This is a genomic window from Haloferax denitrificans ATCC 35960 (assembly GCF_000337795.1).
Taxonomy (GTDB): Archaea; Halobacteriota; Halobacteria; order Halobacteriales; family Haloferacaceae; genus Haloferax; species Haloferax denitrificans.
This window is the reverse complement of sequence record NZ_AOLP01000018.1, coordinates 159095-175135: the sequence shown is the minus strand read 5'-3', so window position 1 is coordinate 175135 and position 16041 is coordinate 159095. Positions and strand designations below refer to the sequence as shown.

Below are 16041 nucleotides of genomic sequence, written 5' to 3'. Positions count from 1 at the left end.
ATGTGACTTCACCGCCACCGACACCGAGCGGCCTCCCGTTCGTGGGCCACACAGTGGGCTTCGCGGCCGACCCGTTCGGCTTCGTCGCCGACCTCCTCGCGGACCACGGCGTCGAGGACGCGGTCGGACTCGACGTGGTGGGGATGGACGACCTGTACGTCCTCGCCCACCCCGACCACTTCGAGCGGGCGTTCGTGACCGACCGCGATTCAATCGTCAAGGGCGGCGAGTTCGAGGCCGCCTTCGGCGACGCCGTCATCGCCGCCGAAGGAGACGAGTGGCGGCGACAGCGCGACGAGCTAGAGCCCTTCTTCCGCTGGGAGCGGGTCGACGACTACGCGTCCGTGATGCGCCGACAGGTCGAGCGCCGCCTGCGGACGTGGCCCGACTCGGGGACGCTGTCGCTCGAAGCCGAGATGAAGGCGGTCACCTTGGACATCATCTTCGCCACCATCCTCGGCCGGGAACTCGACCGCGACGGCGACGAGCGGATTCGGTCGGCCGCCGACGGTCTCAACGGCCGCTTCGCGCCCGCGTCGTGGGTGTTGCCGTCGTGGGTGCCGACGCCGAGCCGATGCCGGTTCGACCGGGCCGACCGCGTCCTCCGCGAGGAGGTCCGACAACTGGTCGAGACCGCCGACGAGGAGAGCCTCACGCGCCGCCTCGCCGACGCGCTCGGGAGCGACGCAGACTACCCGGCGACCGTCGAGTCGCTGGAGAACCAGCTCGTGGGCATGATTTTCGCCGGCCACGAGACGACCGCGCTCGCGCTCACCTACGCGCTGTACCTGCTCGCGACCCACCCCGACGCCCGCGAGCGCGCCGCCGACGAGGTCGACCGCGTCGTCGGCGACGGCCCCGTGACCGCCGACGCGACCCGAGACCTCCCGGTGCTCGAACGCGTCATCAGGGAGACGATACGGCTCTATCCGCCGGTCCACACGCTCCCGCGGGAGACGGCGAAGCCGTTTCCGACCGGCGACCGAGTCATCCCGGCGGGCACGGACATCCACCTCTCTATCATCCGCATCCACCGCGACGAGCGGTGGTACGACGACCCGCTCGCGTTCCGCCCCGAGCGGTGGGACGAGAACAGCGACCGACCCGCCTACGCCTACCTGCCTTTCGGGGCCGGGCCGCGGAGCTGTCTCGGTCGGGCGTTCGCGCTCACGGAGGCGAAAATCGTGCTCGCGACCGTCCTCCGCGAGTTCGAACTCGACTGGGGCGGCGACGGTGAGTTAGCAATCACGCCCGAGATGACGACCCAACCGAGGGGCGAGACGCCGCTCGTCGTCCGGCGGCGCTGAGTCCGAAGCGACGTGCGCCGGAGAGCCGTCGCCGGTGTCGGGGACCGCCTCAGATGTGGGCCGCGATGTCGGCCTCGGTGATGATGCCGACCGTCTCGCCGCTCTCGACGACGATGATAGCCGAGTTGTGGTCGAGGTAGACGCCGATTTCGTCCAGCGTCGTCTCGGGTTCGACGGTCGTGACGCCCTCGGACATGACCTCGTTGACCGGGCGGTCGGTGACGTCGTCTTCCTGAACGTGGCGGATGTCGGCGTTCGAGATGATGCCGAGCGGCCGGCCGTTCTCGATGACGGGCAACTGCGAGAAGCCGGCGTCGAGCATGATGTCGCGCGCCTCGCGGACGGAGTTGTCGGGGGCGACGCTCCGGACGGTCGTGTTCATGATGTCCTCCGCGCGAACGATGCGCCCTTCGGCCTCGTCCAGCGCCTCGACGATGCGCCGGAGCGTCGAGAGCCGCGGGTCGACGTCGCCGCCCTCGATGCGAGCGATGAGCGGCTGGGAGACGCCGGCCATGTCGGCGAGTTTGCTCTGCGTCAACTCGAGGGAGTTCCGCCGTTCCCTGAGGTCTTGGGGCGTGGGGAGTTCCATGCCGGAGTGATAACCCGTAGTTATGAAAAAGTGTTCCGGTCGCTCACCGGGGGTGGAGCGTCGCGGGCGCCGCGAAAATCGGTCGCTCGTGTCGGTGGTCGCCCCGAGTGCGGTGGTCGGCGCGACGCGGTGCGGCCGGGCGCGACGGCGCGGCGTTACTGGTCTTCGTCGGAGTCGAACTCGCGGATGTCGATAACGTCGAGGGGGACGTCGCGGAGCGCGCCGCCGACCTCGCTTTTCGCGATGCGGGAGGCGTGCTTCTCGCCGTCCGCGTTGAAAATCTTGATTTCGAGGAGCAGGCCGACGAGGGCGGTGTTGGCCGCGATGAACGCGGAGTCGAACGGTTCGCCACAGGCGGGACAGGGCGTCGCGCCCACTTCGACCTCGACGTACTCCTTGTCCTTCTGGTTGAGTCGCTTGCCGGCCTCGCTGACCGCGACGCCGATGGCGTCGTCGATGTCTTCTACGTCCCGGACCAACCAGGCCGCCTCCATCGCGACGAGATAGTTGCTCATACACACGTTACGCGCCGGTGGGGTTTCGTGTCTTGTGGTTCGAGCGCCGGGGCGCGTGGGATTCACACACCCGGCGCGCGCGCCGGTCGCGACGCGTTCGAATCTGCGACACTCCCACTGGTCGACCGGAGCGCGCGGGACCCGCGCATGCCACGGCGATAATCGCTATAACTTATGGAAAAGCCCTCCGCGGGTCACGCGCGACCCACGCCGAATAGTCGGTCTAGTTGGAGTAGAGACAAGTGCGCTTTAATCGGCAGACAGCGTCGGGGTATTGCGCACCCGGCTGAGAGAAGATTTATATACTGGCACCCCCCGAGCCTCCACTGAGGACACGGTGATGATTCCCCGCCTAACCAAGTACGTCCTGTTTGCCGCCTACCAGCTATCGGTCGCGATGGGTATCGCGCTCCTCCCCATCGCGCTCGCCGCTCGCCGGATGGGTGTGACCCTCCCGATTCGCCGGCTCGTGGAGACGACCGGAACCGCCTACGAACGCGCCGCGGGTCGCTAAGCCGACTCGCGCGACTCCCTCCTTCCGACGCCGCTCGCCGCGAGCGACCGCCCCGCGCGGCCGCCGCCGACGCGCGTCTGACGCTTTGGCACCGGCAACGGCGAGGTGAAGGGTTGCATTTATCAGCGCCGAAGTGCAATCGCTGACAATGCGTACCCCGACTCACGACGAGTTCTCCGGCCGTCTCGACTCGCTGAACGGCGACCGCTCGAACGTGTTCGGCCCCGAGCTCGGCGAGTTCCCGCACGCCGAGCGTCGCGCCGACGAGCTCGGAGACAAAGAGACGAAGACCGGAACGACCACCGTCGGTATCAAGACCGAAGACGGCGTCGTCCTCGCGACCGACATGCGCGCGAGCATGGGCTACATGGTCTCCTCGAAGGACGTCCAGAAGGTCGAAGAGATTCACCCGACGGGCGCGCTGACCATCGCCGGCTCCGTGTCGGCCGCCCAGTCGCTCATCAGTTCCCTCCGCGCCGAGGTCCGACTCTACGAGGCCCGCCGCGGAGAGGACATGAGCATGCAGGCGCTGTCGACGCTCGTCGGCAACTTCCTCCGCTCGGGCGGGTTCTACGTCGTCCAGCCCATCCTCGGCGGCGTCGACGAGACCGGCCCGCACATCTACAGCATCGACCCCGCCGGCTCCATCCTCGAAGAGGAGTACACCGTCACCGGCTCCGGCAGTCAGTACGCCCTCGGTGTGCTCGAACAGGAGTTCGAAGACGGCCTCAGCATCGACGAGGCGAAGCAGGTCGCCACGAAAGCCATCCGCTCTGCGGTCGAGCGCGACCTCGCCTCGGGTAACGGCATCAACATCGCCGTCGTCACCGAGGACGGCGTCGACATCCAGCGCCACCAGAACTTCGAAGGCCTCGAATAAGTCGCCCGCAGTCGGCGGTTTCTCTTCGTTTTCGATTTCCCACCGGCGGGACCGGCTGGACTCTCGCAGTGGGACTCCCGCGACGGAACACCCCCGGCCGCAGTTCTCACTCAGTCGTCGCCCGGAAGCGGCCGCAACAGTCCGTACCACGTCCGGTAGACGACCACGCCGAGGACGCGCCCGAGCCCGAAGCTGTACTGGAACGACTCGGTGCGGGGGAGCAGTCGGCGCTGGACCCCGATACCGACGAGGCTGACGGCCATCCCGCGACGCCGGCTCGTACGAACCCCCCAGCTATCGCGGTCGTACGCCCACACCTGTCCGATTCCCCACGCCCAGCCGACGGCGACCCCGCTCGGCGACAGCGGCGTCGGTTCGTGCGACTCGTCGTCGCTGGAGCGGAGCAGACGGCGCATCGACACCATCCAGACCGTGGTGAGAACTGCGATACCGAGTTGGGCGACCGCTTTCGTCCGACGGGAGACCATACGCGGTCTTCGCTGGACGCGATAATAGTTATTGCTCCGACAAAACGCGAGAGCGTCAGCGACCGACGAGAACGGCCCCGAGCGCCGTCGCTGACCCGAGAACGGGGGCGAACGGCTCCCTCAGAGCCAGTCCGAGAACGCGCCTTCGAGGAGCGAGTCGGACTGCCGTTCGACGTACTCGCGTTGCATCTCGCGGAGCGCCGCCTCGAAGTCGCCGCCGTCGTCGAGCGCGTCGCCGACGCGGGCGCGCTTCCAGTCGGCCGGCGTGACGCCCGTCTCGACGCGCTTTCGCAGGGGTTCGAGGTAGTAGTTGGCCTCCTCCTCGGAACAGCCCGCGAGCCGGAGCCCGTCGCGCGCGTGGACGAGCAGGTCCTCGTAGAGGTCCGCGCCGGTCGCCTCGTCGCCGTCGACGTCTATCCAGCGCAGGTCGCCGTGGGGGCCCTCGCGCATCGCGGTGTAGAAGTTCTCCTCCGCGGCCTCCCAGTCGAGGTCGATGACGGGGTGGTCGAGTCGGGGGAGCCGCTCCATGAGGCCCGCGAAGGCGGCCTGAAACGCCACGGAGTCGCGGACGGTCGGCTGGCCCGCGATGGGGCGGAACTCGATGCGGGCGTTGGCCGACGACCGGGACGCGCCGTCGAACACCGGGCGGACCCACCGCCAGTAGGTGCCGTGTTTCCGGCGGAGCGTGGCGAAGTCGTCGTCGAACCGGTCGCCGCGTTCGACCGACATGGGGACCATCGTGGAGTCCTCGACGACGCGGTCGACGGCGTCCTCGACGGTGTCGAGGTCGCCGGGGAAGGCGACCTTCTCGTGGTCGCCGGAGTTGAGCACCGACTCGAACACCGCGATTCGGTTCTCGTCCCAGCCGTCGGCGAGAATCTCGTCGGCCGTCGCGTCCTCGTCGTAGAGGTCGGCGGGGAAGAACGGCGAGTTGACGCCGAGCGCGAGGAGCGGGCCGGCGACCCGGAGCGCGTAGTTGAAGTGGTACGGCAGGTCGTCGGCGTGCGGGACCTGATAGTGCGGCTGAATGGACGTGATGAGCGCCTCCGGCATCACGGTGTCCGCTTCGAGCGAGACGTGCGGCGCGTCGAGCGTGAACGACGCCGGGGCGGTCGGCCCGTTGGCCATCGCGTGATACCGCACGGAGTTGCTCATGTTCGTCGCGAGGCGGACGCCCCCGTCGGTGACGGAGTCGGTCAGGTACTCGCGGGCGCTCTCGCCGGCCGGCGGGATGCTCCACATCCCGTCGGAGACGAGTCGCATCCCCTCGGCGGCGGCGCAGTCGAGCGCGGCGTCGAGTCGGGCGCGGACCTCGGACTCCTGCGCGCGGAGGCCGTGGGGGTTCAGCGGTTGGGGGCTCGTGGTCATCTCGGCGTTGTGGAGCCCCAGTTCCTTCTCGAATCCCATGAGGCCGAGCAGTCGGCGCGGGACCCGCATGAGCGCGTGCACGTCGTCTTCGCTCGCGGACCAGCGACCGTCGGAGACGGCGTAGAACTCGTACTCCAAGCCGACGATTGACTGGTGGTTGTCGAAGGTCCCCTCGCGCAGTTCGCGCTTGAGCACCTCCGCGTCGGCTTTCGCTTGCGCTTCGAACTCGGCCGCGTCGACCGCGAGCACGTCTTCGACGCGCTCTGCGAGGTCGTCGCTCATACCCGGCGTTCCGGCGTCGAACGCCTTCAACTTCCCGGCACTCCGGACGTTCGGTAGCGAATCACAACCCCGACGACTGTCGAGACGCTTTTGCCCCGCGCGGCGATACCCACGGACGATGCAGTTCGCCGAGTTCGCCGCCCGCGCCGCCGAGATAGAAGCCGAGCCAGCGGACCTCGCGGTCGTCTCGCTCCTCTCAGACCTCTTTCGCGACGCCGGCGACGACCTCCCGACGGTCGCCCGGTTCGTCCAGGGTCGCGTCTTCCCCGCGTGGGACTCGACCACGCTCGACATCGGCCCGCGGCTCTGCCACGAGGCCATCGCCCGCGCCGCCGGCCCGAACGTCTCGGCCGACGACGTGGAAGACCGCCTCGCCGACCGCGGCGAAATCGGCGCGGTCGCCGCGAGCTACGACTTCGGCGGCCAGCGCGGCCTCGCCGCCTTCGGCTCGGGCGGACAGGACGGCCTGACCGTCGCCGAAGTCGACTCGGAGCTCCGCGCCCTCGCGGCCGCCTCCGGTTCGGGGAGCGAGGAGACGAAGCTCAAGACGCTCTACGGCCTGTTCAACCGGACCGACCCCGACGAGGCGCGCTTCCTCGCGCGGCTCGTCCTCTCCGAGATGCGCATCGGCGTCGGCGAGGGAACCGTCCGCGACGCCGTCGCGGAGGCGTTCTTGGTCGACCCCGCGGACGCCGCCGCTATCCGCGACGACGACGCCGACTCGGAGACCGAAGACGCCGCCCGAACGAGCCGGAACGAGGCCATCGCCGCCGTCGCCCGCGCTCTACAGGTGTCGAACGACTACGGCATGGTCGCCGAACTCGCCCGCGACGAGGGCGAAGCCGGCCTCGACGGGGTCCGCCTCGAAGTCGGCCGCCCCGTGCAGGCGATGCTGGCGCAGGCCGGCACCGCCGCCGACGCGCTCGACGAGTGGGAGACCGCCGCGGTCGAGACCAAGTTCGACGGCGCGCGCGTGCAGGTCCACCGCGACGTCGACGGCGAGGTCTCGCTGTTCTCGCGCAACATGGAGGACGTGACCGGCGCGCTCCCCGAGGTGGTCGAGTTCGTCGCGGACGCGGTCGACGAACCCGTCATCCTCGACGGCGAGGTCGTGGCGATGGACGACGACGGCGAACCCCTCCCGTTTCAGGAGATTCTCCGACGCTTCCGCCGCAAGCACGACGTGGGGCGGATGCGCGAGGAGGTCCGCGTCGAACTCCGGGCGTTCGACTGCCTGCACGCCGGCGGCGACGACCTCCTCACCGACCCGCTTTCCGCCCGCCACGACCGACTGACCGCGGTCCTCGGCGGCGACTCGGCGGCCGTCTCGGACCTCCTCCTCTCGGACGACGCCGAGGAAATCGCCGCCTACGAGGCCGACGCCCTCGACGCCGGCCACGAGGGCATCATGCTGAAGAACCCCGACGCGCCGTACTCACCGGGCGACCGCGGGAAGAACTGGCTGAAGCGCAAGCCCGACGTGGAGACGCTGGACCTCGTCGTCACCGGCGCGGAGTGGGGCGAGGGCCGCCGCGCGGAGTTCCTCGGGACGTTCCTGCTTTCGGCCCGCGTCGAAGCCGACTCGGGCGACGACGCCTTCGAGACCATCGGCAAGGTCGCCACGGGCATCACCGACGAGGAGTTGGCCGAGTTGACCGACCTCCTCGAACCCGAAATCGAACGCGAGGCGGGCAAGGAGGTCGACATCCGCCCGTCGGTCGTCTTCGAGGTCGGCTACGAGGAGATACAGGCGTCGCCGACGTACTCCTCGGGCTACGCGCTTCGGTTCCCGCGGTTCGTCACCGTCCGCGAGGACAAGACCGCCGAAACGGCCGACTCGCTGGCGCGCGTCGAGCGACTGGCCGAGTCGCAGTGAGTGACGCTCGCCGCGGGTCGCCCAAAGAGATATAGTATCTGTGCGTCGACATCTTCGGACGGTGGTTCCCCATGAATCTTGACGCCCTCTGGAAGCCGGTCGTCCTCTACACCGGCTTCCTCGGTCTGCTCACGGTCGGCGGGGTGTATTTCGCCACGCACTCGGGGATGTACATGCTCGGGTTGACCGGCGTCGGCGTACTGCTCGTCGTGCTCGGCGGCGGGGCCGTGGGTCAGATGGGGCCCAGCAACGTCGAACACGCGGGCGAGAAAGGCGGGACGAACAGAGTCGTCTCGAACGCGGGACTGTGGTCCCCCGTGGAGACGGACACCTCGCTCCGCGTCACCCTCCTGTTCTACGGGGCCGGGTTGTTCCTGTGGAGCCTCGTCGTGTTCGGCGTCCTGCGCGACACGCTCGTCTGAGCGGGACCCCGCGCATCCGCAACCCGCCACCCACCACCCGCCACCCGTCCGCACCGACCGACCCTCACCGAGAGCCGCGCTTTTGACCCCTCGGTTCGAGGTGTCGGGTATGACCATCAAACACGACGGCCTCGACGTGTCGTGGCTCGGCTACGCGACCGTCAGAATCGAGTCGCCCGACGGCTTCGTCGTCTACTTCGACCCCGGCCGCTACGGCGTCCTCGACGACTACTACGCCCGCGACGGCGACCTGATTTTGGTCACGCACAACCACCACTACGACTCCGGCGCCATCGAGCAGGTCGCCGACGCCGACGCGACCGTCGTCGCGTTCGAGGGGGTCGACGCCGCGACCATCGACCGCGACGTGGTGCCGGTCGAAGACCTCCCCTACGAGACGGTCCGCGTCGGCGAGGAGGACCACCTGACCGTCGGCGAGGTGGACGTGTGGTCGCTCCCGGCGTTCAACGACCCCGAGGGACCCCACCTCCGCGACGGCGACGTGGTCCACCCCCGCGGATTCGGCTGTGGCTTCCACATCTCTATCGCCGACCGGACCGTCTTCTGGCCCGGCGACTCCGACGTGCTTCCGGGCCACGAACACCTCGAAGTGTCGCTGTTCCTCGCCAACATCGGCGGTTCGGTCGTGATGGACCGCCGCGAGGCCGCCGACCTCGCTGAGACGCTCGACCCGGACCTCGTGCTCCCGATTCACTACAACACCATCCCGCTTCTCGAAACCGACCCGGACGCCTTCGTCGTGGACGTGGCGAACCGCGGCATCCCGGTCGTCCTCGACGACCCCGAGCAAGTCTGAGACGGCGACGGCGGGGCGGACAGCAGGACAACCGGACGGCCAGACAGACAACCGGACAGTCGGACGGACTGGCGAACGGACCGAACGATTTTGCCGCGCCGGGCCGTCGGTTCGGGTATGGACCTCGACTACGGCATGCTCGGCGGCCGGCGGCCCTACTACCGCTTCGGCGACGCCGACGCCGACCCGCTCGTGGTGCTTCCCGGCCTCTCCGACGCCTTCCAGCGCATCGACCCGAACCGCGGAACCGCGATGGCGCTCGCCGGTCTGTTCCGCGAGTTCGACGACCGCGACGTGTGGGTAGTCGGCCGGCCGCGACACCTCCCGGTCGGGTCGACCACGCGCGACATGGCCGCGGGCTACGCGGGCGTCATCGACGAACAGGACCTCTGGCCGGCGGACGTTATCGGCGTCTCGATGGGCGGCCTCGTCGCCCAGTATCTCGCCGCCGACTACGGCGACTACGTTGACTCGCTGGCGGTCGTCTCCGCCGGGACGCGACTCGGCGGCCACGGCGAGAACGTCGTGACGCGCTGGCGCTCGCTGGCGGGCAAGGGCAACTGGGCAGAAGTCGTCGCCGACGCGGAACGGGAGTCCGCGACCGGCCTCGAAGCGACGGTCGCCCCGGCGCTCATCGAGGCGGCCGGCCGGGTGGTCGACCTCCGACCCGCCGTCCCCGCCGACGCCGTCGTCTCCTGTACGGCCTGTCTCGAACACGACTCCCGGGAGATACTCGGCGATATCGACGCGCCGACGCTCGTCGCCGCCGGAAAATCGGACCGACTCTTTCCCGAGCCGCGGATTCGGGAACTCAAAGACGGCGTCGCGGACGCGACGCTCGCGCTGTTCTCCGGAGCGGGTCACAACCTCGCCACGAGCGAGCCGCGAACGCTGAACGGCGTCGTCAGGCACTACTTCGACGGGTTCCGCGGCAAAGGCCTGTATCCGTAACCGCCCTCCGGAAGCGGCGGCGCCCCCCGAAACACTCTCGCGGCAACAGACTCATACAGCGGGCGGCCGTCGGACCGCCATGCGCGACGCCCTCCGGTCGAGCCCGCTTTTCAGCGTCCGTCGGCTCCTCGTCTGTCTCGTCGTCACGCTCGTCGTCGTGACGACCGACGCGCTGTTTTTTCACATCGAACCCGTCCGAACCACCGCGGAGTTCGCAACCGAGGTAGTGATTCACACCCTCGGCTTCTACGGCGGGTTCACTATCGTGGCACTGTTCAATCAGTCCGGAGCGGAGCGGCAGAAAAGCGACGACCGGGAGTGACCGGGGTTAGATGATGCCCATCTCGTCGAGGCGCGTCGGCAGGTACTCGTCGGTCACGAAGTCGAGACCGCGGGAGGCCAGCGCCTGCTGTTCTGCCTTCTTGCCGATGTCGAGTTGGAGCTCTATCTGTTCGGTCCAGTAGTCGCCCATGAACCGCGGGTCCTCCAGTTCGGACTGGAGCGCGTTGATGTCGGAGTCCGCGAGCGGGTCGGTCGGGAGGTCGTAGTCCACGATGTCCTGCGGTTGGATGCCGACGAACTTCGCCTCGGGCGTGGCGAGATACTCCGAGAGGTGCGCGGACTTGATGGAGCCGTAGGCGACCGAGCCGAAGATGCGGTAAGACCACGGGTCGCCGTCAGTGAAGACCACGACCGGCAGGTCGAGTTCGTCGTGCAGGCGTTTCGTGATACGCCGGGTGGCGCGCGCCGGCTGGCCGCCGAGGTGGACGACGAGCGCGTTGTAGTCGTCGTCGAAGCCGTTTTCGACGAGGCGGTCGCGCATCCCGCCGGTCTCGACGCACATGACGAAGTCGATGTCGTGGTCGAGGAACTCGATGGTGTCGGGGTTGTTCGGAATCTGGTAGCCGCCCTGACCCACGTCCAGTTGGCAGTGAATCTCGCGGTCGCCGCGGTTCGTCTGCTCGCGGATTTTGAGGGGCCCCATGAGCTTCGCGCCGGACTCCTCCGGGCGCATGTGGAAGTCCTCGCGCTTGACCTCGCTGACGATTTCCAAGTCCTCGATGAGCTTGTTGGACTCGTCTTGGTCGGAGAAGTGCGCCTCCTCGTTGTCCCACGACTCGGAGATGTAGTACAGCTCACGCAGGGTGGACGAGCGGTCCTCGTCGAGTTGGCGCGCGAGGAACTCGATGGTGTAGGCGGCCTTCAGGAGCTTTCGCGCCCCCCGAACGCTGTTCGCAGAGCGCTTCGAGGTCCGGTCGCCGTACACCCAGACGTTGGCGTCCTCGTCGTACTCGATGTTGCTTTTCGTCCGCGTCGGGAGCGTCATGTACGGAATCTCCCCCGCGTCGAACTGGTCGTAGAACTCCGCCGCGAGGTCGATGAGACGCTCGCGGGCGCGTTCCTCGGATGTCTGCCGTTCGGATGCCATTATACGTTCACCGTGAGTTTCTCCGTCTCGACGCCGTCGACGTTGATGTCGAACGACGCGTCCTGTGCGACCGAGTACGTGAGCGTCGCCGTGTCACCGGACGACACCTCGGGGTTCCACTTGACGAACCACTCCCCGTCGAGGTCGACGACCGTCGCCTCCCCGTCGAGGCCGGTCGGCTCAGCCGAGACGATGTCCGTGATGTCCGGCGACTCGTTCGTGTTGGAGTGGTTCGTCACCGTGAGCGTCACCTCGCCGTCGTCGACCGCCCGCTCGACGGTCAGGTTGTTCATGATGCGGCCGAGCGCGCCGTCGATGTTGGGCTCGGGTCGGCCGGTGACCTCCGAGAGCTTCGTCGCCATCTGCGGGAGGATGCGACCGAGCACGTCCTGTTTCTCGCGGCGCTTCTGGAGCGACCGCCGCTTCGAGAGGTACGATTTGAGGTCGCGGGCCGCCTCGCGGATGGCGAGTTCGACCTCGTCTTGAATCGCCGGCACGTCCGCGAGCGCGTCTTTCGACTCGCTCGTGAAGGGGACGTTCGTGGAGGCGACGTGGACCATGAGGACCGCGGGGCCGTTCGGCATGCCGCTACCGCCCGGCTGGTCGAGGCCGTAGTTCCGCCAGCCGATGTCCTTGACGACGTGGGTGATGGTACACGCGCCCTGCTGGTAGACGAGCGGGACGCGGTTGGCGAAGCGGAGCAGGTCGATTTTCCCCTCGGACTTCAGTTCGCCGCCGTAGGCGATACCGGCCTCGACGATGAACGGGTCGCCGCCGTGGACCTCGGCGTCGCGGGTCGCCGCGGCGTAGAAGTCGGCGTCGAACTCCTTTCGCAGGCCGGCCTCGACGAGTTCCGCCGAGATGGGAGACAGACAGTCCGTCGGCGGCGCGAGGATGTCCGTCTCGCGCATCGCGTCGAGCAGGTCGCGGGCCACGTCGCGGTCGTCGGCGACCTCGCGGACCTTCGGCACGTCGTCGGAGACGGTGCGCATCCGCGACCAGACGGCGTCGGCGATGTTCTCTTGGGCCGTCTCGCCGTACGTCTCGTCCTCGCGTTCTTTCGTTCGCTCGGCGGCCCACGCGACGAACTCGGCCACGTCGTCGCGGGTGGCGCGGTCGGCCGGGCCGGTCGTCTCGGCGAACTGCGTGGCGATGGAGCGCGCCATCGACAGCTTGCCGGCGTCGTCTTTCTGCGTGGTCGTCACGTCGTCGACGATGGCGTACACGTCGCCCTCGCGGTCGTCGGTGAGGGCGGGCCACAGCGCCTCGACGACGTTCTCGCGGACCGTCTCGCCGAACGAGGTGTCGGTCTCCTCGCCGACCGTCTCGGCGACGTTTTCGACGATGGTGACGAGTTCGCCGTGGGCGATGCGCTCTTTGCCGACGACGATATCGACCAGTTCCTCGGCGAACGCCGCGGTCGCCTCCTTGCCCTTGTTGGCGACGGCGTCCTCGACGACGGCGACGAGGTCGGCCGCCTCGGTCGCGTCGGGCGTCCGCCACGTCATCTCGCGGCCGAAGTGCCGGTCGCGGAAGGCGTCGTGAACCTTGTCGGAGGTCTTCGCGCCGACGCGGGTGAACTCCTCTTGGAGGAAGCCGGAGACGGAGTACGACTCGGTCGCCGAGAGCATCTTCAGGAGCGTCCCGAGTTCGACGCCGTGGGGGTGGGGGCGAATCTCCTTGGTCTGCTTCGGAAGCTGGTCGGTCGCCCGCTCGAACTTCATCGGCTCGTCGAGGCCGGGTTCCCGGAGTTCGAGTCGGGCGTGGGGGTTGACGACCGCCGTGTGGAGGATGTAGTCGTGAAGCTGTTGGCGGGCGCGCATGTTGGCTTCCATCTCCAACTCGATGCGCGTGCCGTGGGGGCGGTCCCACGAGGTGGTCTTCTCGGTGCGAATCTCGGGTTCGTTCTGGTCCGTGTTGATGACGAGTTCGAAGTACTCGGCGTCCTCCGAGCCCTGCGTCCGACTCGTCACCTTGGCGGGCTTCCCGCTCGTCAACTGCGAGTAGAGGACCGCCGCGGAGATACCGATACCCTGCTGGCCGCGGGACTGTTCGCGCGCGTGGAAGCGAGAGCCGTAGAGGAGCTTCCCGAACACTTTGGGCACCTGCTCTTTCGTGATGCCCGGCCCGTTGTCCTCGATGACGAGGCGGTAGTAGTCGCCCGCCTCGGCGATTTCCACGTAGATGTCGGGCTGGATACCCGCCTCCTCCGTGGCGTCGAGCGCGTTGTCCACCGCCTCCTTGACGGCGGTGACCAACCCGCGGGCTCCGCTGTCGAAGCCCAACATGTGCTTGTTCTTCTCGAAGAACTCGGCGATGGAGATCTCCCGCTGGCCCTTCGCCAGCTCCTCTGCGATCCCCGGCTCGTCACCGAGTGTCGACTGGAACGAGGTCATTTCCTGATGCGCATCTACCCAGTCCCGCGTTAAGTACTCACCGGCAACGGAGTGAAAGTGAAATCCCGGCATTGACGCGCTTCGAGGGCCGTTCGCAACCGAACGCCGAGCCGTGTTATACAGAGTCACCCACGAAACGAGAGTCAGCCAGTCGGAATCCCCCGGGCGGGGACTCCAGTAAGCAGTCGGAATCACCGGTGTCGAAAACCGCTACGCGGGACTCCAGTAAGTAGTTCGCGCCCGCGCGTGCGAGCCTTTAAGGGACGGGCTATCCTAGGCCTGTTCAGATGTCTCAGGATAACGAGTACGGGGCCGGACAGATTCAGGTCCTCGAAGGGCTTGAAGCCGTTCGAAAGCGTCCGGCGATGTACATCGGGTCCACCGATTCTCGCGGACTCCACCACCTCGTCTACGAAGTCGTCGACAACTCCATCGACGAGGCGCTCGCGGGCCACTGCGACGCCATCGAGGTCTCCCTCCACGAGGACGGCTCTGTCAGCGTCACCGACAACGGCCGCGGGATTCCGGTAGATACGCACGAACAGTACGACCGACCCGCGCTGGAGGTCATCATGACCGTCCTCCACGCCGGCGGGAAGTTCGACAACAAGTCCTACCAGGTTTCGGGCGGCCTCCACGGCGTCGGCGTCTCCGTCGTCAACGCGCTGTCGAGCGAGCTCGAAGTCGAGGTCAAACGCGACGGCGCGGTGTGGACACACCGCTTCGAGTTCGGCGAGCCGCAGGTCGACGAGTTCGAGCGCGTCCGCGACCTCGAACCCGGCGAAGACACCGGGACGACCATCCGATTCTGGCCGGACGACGGTATCTTCGAGACGACCGAGTTCGACTTCAAGACGCTCGAAAACCGCCTGCGCGAGCTCGCGTTCCTCAACTCGGGCGTCGAGATTTCGCTCGCCGACGAGCGGACCGACGAGTCGAGTTCGTTCCGCTTCGAGGGCGGTATCCGCGAGTTCGTCGAGTACCTCAACGAGACCAAGACGGCCCTCCACGACGACATCATCTACTACGACGACGAGTCGGAGGGCATCGAGGTCGAAATCGCCATGCAGGCGACCGACGAGCTACAGGGGTCGATTCACGCCTTCGCCAACAACATCAACACGCGCGAGGGCGGCACGCATCTGACCGGGTTCAAGACGGCGCTCACCCGCGTCGTCAACGACTACGCGAACACCCACGACATGCTGGACGACCTCGACGGCGACAACCTCCGCGGCGAGGACGTTCGCGAGGGGCTCACCGCCGTCATCTCCGTCAAGCACCCCGACCCGCAGTTCGAGGGCCAGACGAAGACGAAGCTCGGTAACTCCGAGGTCCGCGGCATCGTCGAGAGCGTCACCCACCAACAGCTCGGGACGTTCTTCGAGGAGAACCCGGACACGGCGACGGCCATCATCTCGAAGGCCGTCGAGGCCGCCCGCGCCCGAAAGGCCGCAAAGCAGGCCGAAGAGCTCACCCGCCGCAAGTCCGCGCTCGAATCCACCGCGCTCCCGGGGAAGCTCGCGGACTGTCAGAGCCGCGACCCCTCGGAGTCCGAACTGTTCATCGTGGAGGGCGACTCCGCGGGCGGCTCGGCCAAGCAGGGCCGCGACCGCAAGTTCCAGGCGATTCTGCCCCTCAAGGGGAAGATTCTGAACGTCGAGAAACACCGCCTCGACCGCATCCTCGAAAACGACGAGATACGGGCGCTCATCACCGCCATCGGCGGCGGCGTCGGCGACGAGTTCGACATCGAGAAGGCGCGCTACCAGCGGCTCATCCTGATGACCGACGCCGACGTCGACGGCGCGCACATCCGGACGCTCCTTCTCACGCTCCTGTACCGCCACATGCGCCCGCTCATCGAGGCCGGCTACGTGTACGCGGCCCAGCCGCCGCTGTACCGCGTCCGCTACCGCGGCAACACCTACGACGCGATGGACGAGGCCGAGCGGGACCGCATCATCGAGGAGGAATGCAACGGCAACCCCACGCAGGTCCAGCGGTTCAAGGGGCTCGGCGAGATGAACCCCGACCAGCTGTGGGACACGACGATGAACCCCGAGAACCGCGTCCTCAAGCGCATCACCGTCGAGGACGCCGCCGCCGCCGACCGAATGTTCAACATCCTGATGGGCGACGCCGTCGGGCCGCGAAAGCAGTTCATCAAGGACCACGCGAACGACGCCGAATGGGTAGACATCTAA

15 protein-coding genes are annotated in these 16041 nt (G+C 67.8%); 9 read left to right on the top strand and 6 right to left on the bottom strand.

Annotated elements, in window-relative coordinates; genetic code table 11:
• Positions 1–2: 2 nt before the first annotated feature.
• Positions 3–1307 carry a cytochrome P450 gene (locus C438_RS15920; RefSeq protein ID WP_083900032.1) on the top strand — a complete coding sequence of 435 codons (1305 nt, stop codon included), beginning with the start codon at positions 3–5 and terminating at the stop codon, positions 1305–1307.
• A gap of 49 nt (positions 1308–1356) precedes the next feature.
• Here C438_RS15920 and C438_RS15915 read toward each other — a convergent pair whose 3' ends face one another.
• Together C438_RS15915 and C438_RS15910 are read right to left on the bottom strand one after the other, a co-directional pair.
• A complete protein-coding gene (locus tag C438_RS15915) occupies positions 1357–1896 on the bottom strand; it encodes a CBS domain-containing protein (protein ID WP_004041437.1) in 540 nt (179 codons plus the stop codon).
• Positions 1897–2051: 155 nt separating this feature from the next.
• Positions 2052–2411 carry a DUF555 domain-containing protein gene (locus tag C438_RS15910; protein ID WP_004970698.1) on the bottom strand — a complete coding sequence of 120 codons (360 nt, stop codon included), beginning with the start codon at positions 2409–2411 and terminating at the stop codon, positions 2052–2054.
• Between the two features lie 340 nt (positions 2412–2751).
• On the opposite strand from C438_RS15910, the gene C438_RS19790 reads away from it, so the two are divergent.
• The gene (locus tag C438_RS19790; RefSeq protein ID WP_004970695.1) at positions 2752–2925 is read left to right on the top strand and encodes a hypothetical protein; all 174 of its coding nucleotides are present in this window, start codon (positions 2752–2754) and stop codon (positions 2923–2925) included.
• Positions 2926–3073: 148 nt separating this feature from the next.
• A complete protein-coding gene (psmB, locus tag C438_RS15905) occupies positions 3074–3805 on the top strand; it encodes a proteasome endopeptidase complex subunit beta (RefSeq protein WP_004970694.1) in 732 nt (243 codons plus the stop codon).
• Between the two features lie 110 nt (positions 3806–3915).
• Here the strand turns inward: psmB and C438_RS15900 are convergent, their stop codons facing one another.
• Complete coding sequence (locus tag C438_RS15900) at positions 3916–4293, bottom strand: hypothetical protein (RefSeq protein ID WP_004970692.1); 378 nt, start codon at positions 4291–4293, stop codon at positions 3916–3918.
• Between the two features lie 120 nt (positions 4294–4413).
• Positions 4414–5943, bottom strand: a complete 1530-nt coding sequence (locus C438_RS15895; protein WP_049918173.1) for a hypothetical protein — start codon at positions 5941–5943, stop codon at positions 4414–4416.
• A gap of 118 nt (positions 5944–6061) precedes the next feature.
• Between C438_RS15895 and ligA the strand changes: the two genes are divergently transcribed.
• From ligA to C438_RS15870, 5 genes are all read left to right on the top strand, one after another.
• Complete coding sequence (gene ligA, locus C438_RS15890) at positions 6062–7819, top strand: ATP-dependent DNA ligase LigA (RefSeq protein WP_004970687.1); 1758 nt, start codon at positions 6062–6064, stop codon at positions 7817–7819.
• A 71-nt stretch (positions 7820–7890) separates the two neighbouring features.
• Positions 7891–8241: a hypothetical protein gene (locus C438_RS15885; protein WP_004970685.1), complete on the top strand. Its 351-nt coding sequence runs from the start codon at positions 7891–7893 to the stop codon at positions 8239–8241.
• Between the two features lie 109 nt (positions 8242–8350).
• Positions 8351–9058: an MBL fold metallo-hydrolase gene (locus tag C438_RS15880; RefSeq protein WP_004970683.1), complete on the top strand. Its 708-nt coding sequence runs from the start codon at positions 8351–8353 to the stop codon at positions 9056–9058.
• Between the two features lie 117 nt (positions 9059–9175).
• Positions 9176–10009, top strand: coding sequence for an alpha/beta fold hydrolase (locus C438_RS15875; protein ID WP_004970682.1), 834 nt, complete (start codon positions 9176–9178; stop codon positions 10007–10009).
• A 79-nt stretch (positions 10010–10088) separates the two neighbouring features.
• On the top strand, positions 10089–10331 hold the full coding sequence (locus tag C438_RS15870) for a hypothetical protein (protein WP_004970681.1): 243 nt from the start codon (positions 10089–10091) through the stop codon (positions 10329–10331).
• Between the two features lie 6 nt (positions 10332–10337).
• Here C438_RS15870 and C438_RS15865 read toward each other — a convergent pair whose 3' ends face one another.
• Positions 10338–11438, bottom strand: a complete 1101-nt coding sequence (locus C438_RS15865) for a DNA topoisomerase IV subunit A (RefSeq protein WP_004970680.1) — start codon at positions 11436–11438, stop codon at positions 10338–10340.
• Positions 11438–13834: a DNA topoisomerase VI subunit B gene (locus tag C438_RS15860; RefSeq protein ID WP_004970679.1), complete on the bottom strand. Its 2397-nt coding sequence runs from the start codon at positions 13832–13834 to the stop codon at positions 11438–11440. The genes C438_RS15865 and C438_RS15860 overlap by 1 nt, the downstream gene beginning before the upstream one ends.
• Before the next feature lie 287 nt (positions 13835–14121).
• Between C438_RS15860 and gyrB the strand changes: the two genes are divergently transcribed.
• Complete coding sequence (gene gyrB / locus C438_RS15855; protein WP_004970678.1) at positions 14122–16041, top strand: DNA topoisomerase (ATP-hydrolyzing) subunit B; 1920 nt, start codon at positions 14122–14124, stop codon at positions 16039–16041.

Bases quoted from the DNA above. Each gene is read 5' to 3' on its own strand.
- C438_RS15915 (WP_004041437.1), bottom strand. From the start codon at position 1,896: ATGGAACTCCCCACGCCCCAAGACCTCAGGGAACGGCGGAACTCCCTC.
- C438_RS15910 (WP_004970698.1), bottom strand. From the start codon at position 2,411: ATGAGCAACTATCTCGTCGCGATGGAGGCGGCCTGGTTGGTCCGGGAC.
- C438_RS19790 (WP_004970695.1), top strand. From the start codon at position 2,752: ATGATTCCCCGCCTAACCAAGTACGTCCTGTTTGCCGCCTACCAGCTA.
- psmB (WP_004970694.1), top strand. From the start codon at position 3,074: ATGCGTACCCCGACTCACGACGAGTTCTCCGGCCGTCTCGACTCGCTG.
- C438_RS15900 (WP_004970692.1), bottom strand. From the start codon at position 4,293: ATGGTCTCCCGTCGGACGAAAGCGGTCGCCCAACTCGGTATCGCAGTT.
- C438_RS15895 (WP_049918173.1), bottom strand. From the start codon at position 5,943: ATGAGCGACGACCTCGCAGAGCGCGTCGAAGACGTGCTCGCGGTCGAC.
- ligA (WP_004970687.1), top strand. From the start codon at position 6,062: ATGCAGTTCGCCGAGTTCGCCGCCCGCGCCGCCGAGATAGAAGCCGAG.
- C438_RS15885 (WP_004970685.1), top strand. From the start codon at position 7,891: ATGAATCTTGACGCCCTCTGGAAGCCGGTCGTCCTCTACACCGGCTTC.
- C438_RS15880 (WP_004970683.1), top strand. From the start codon at position 8,351: ATGACCATCAAACACGACGGCCTCGACGTGTCGTGGCTCGGCTACGCG.
- C438_RS15875 (WP_004970682.1), top strand. From the start codon at position 9,176: ATGGACCTCGACTACGGCATGCTCGGCGGCCGGCGGCCCTACTACCGC.
- C438_RS15870 (WP_004970681.1), top strand. From the start codon at position 10,089: ATGCGCGACGCCCTCCGGTCGAGCCCGCTTTTCAGCGTCCGTCGGCTC.
- C438_RS15865 (WP_004970680.1), bottom strand. From the start codon at position 11,438: ATGGCATCCGAACGGCAGACATCCGAGGAACGCGCCCGCGAGCGTCTC.
- C438_RS15860 (WP_004970679.1), bottom strand. From the start codon at position 13,834: ATGACCTCGTTCCAGTCGACACTCGGTGACGAGCCGGGGATCGCAGAG.
- gyrB (WP_004970678.1), top strand. From the start codon at position 14,122: ATGTCTCAGGATAACGAGTACGGGGCCGGACAGATTCAGGTCCTCGAA.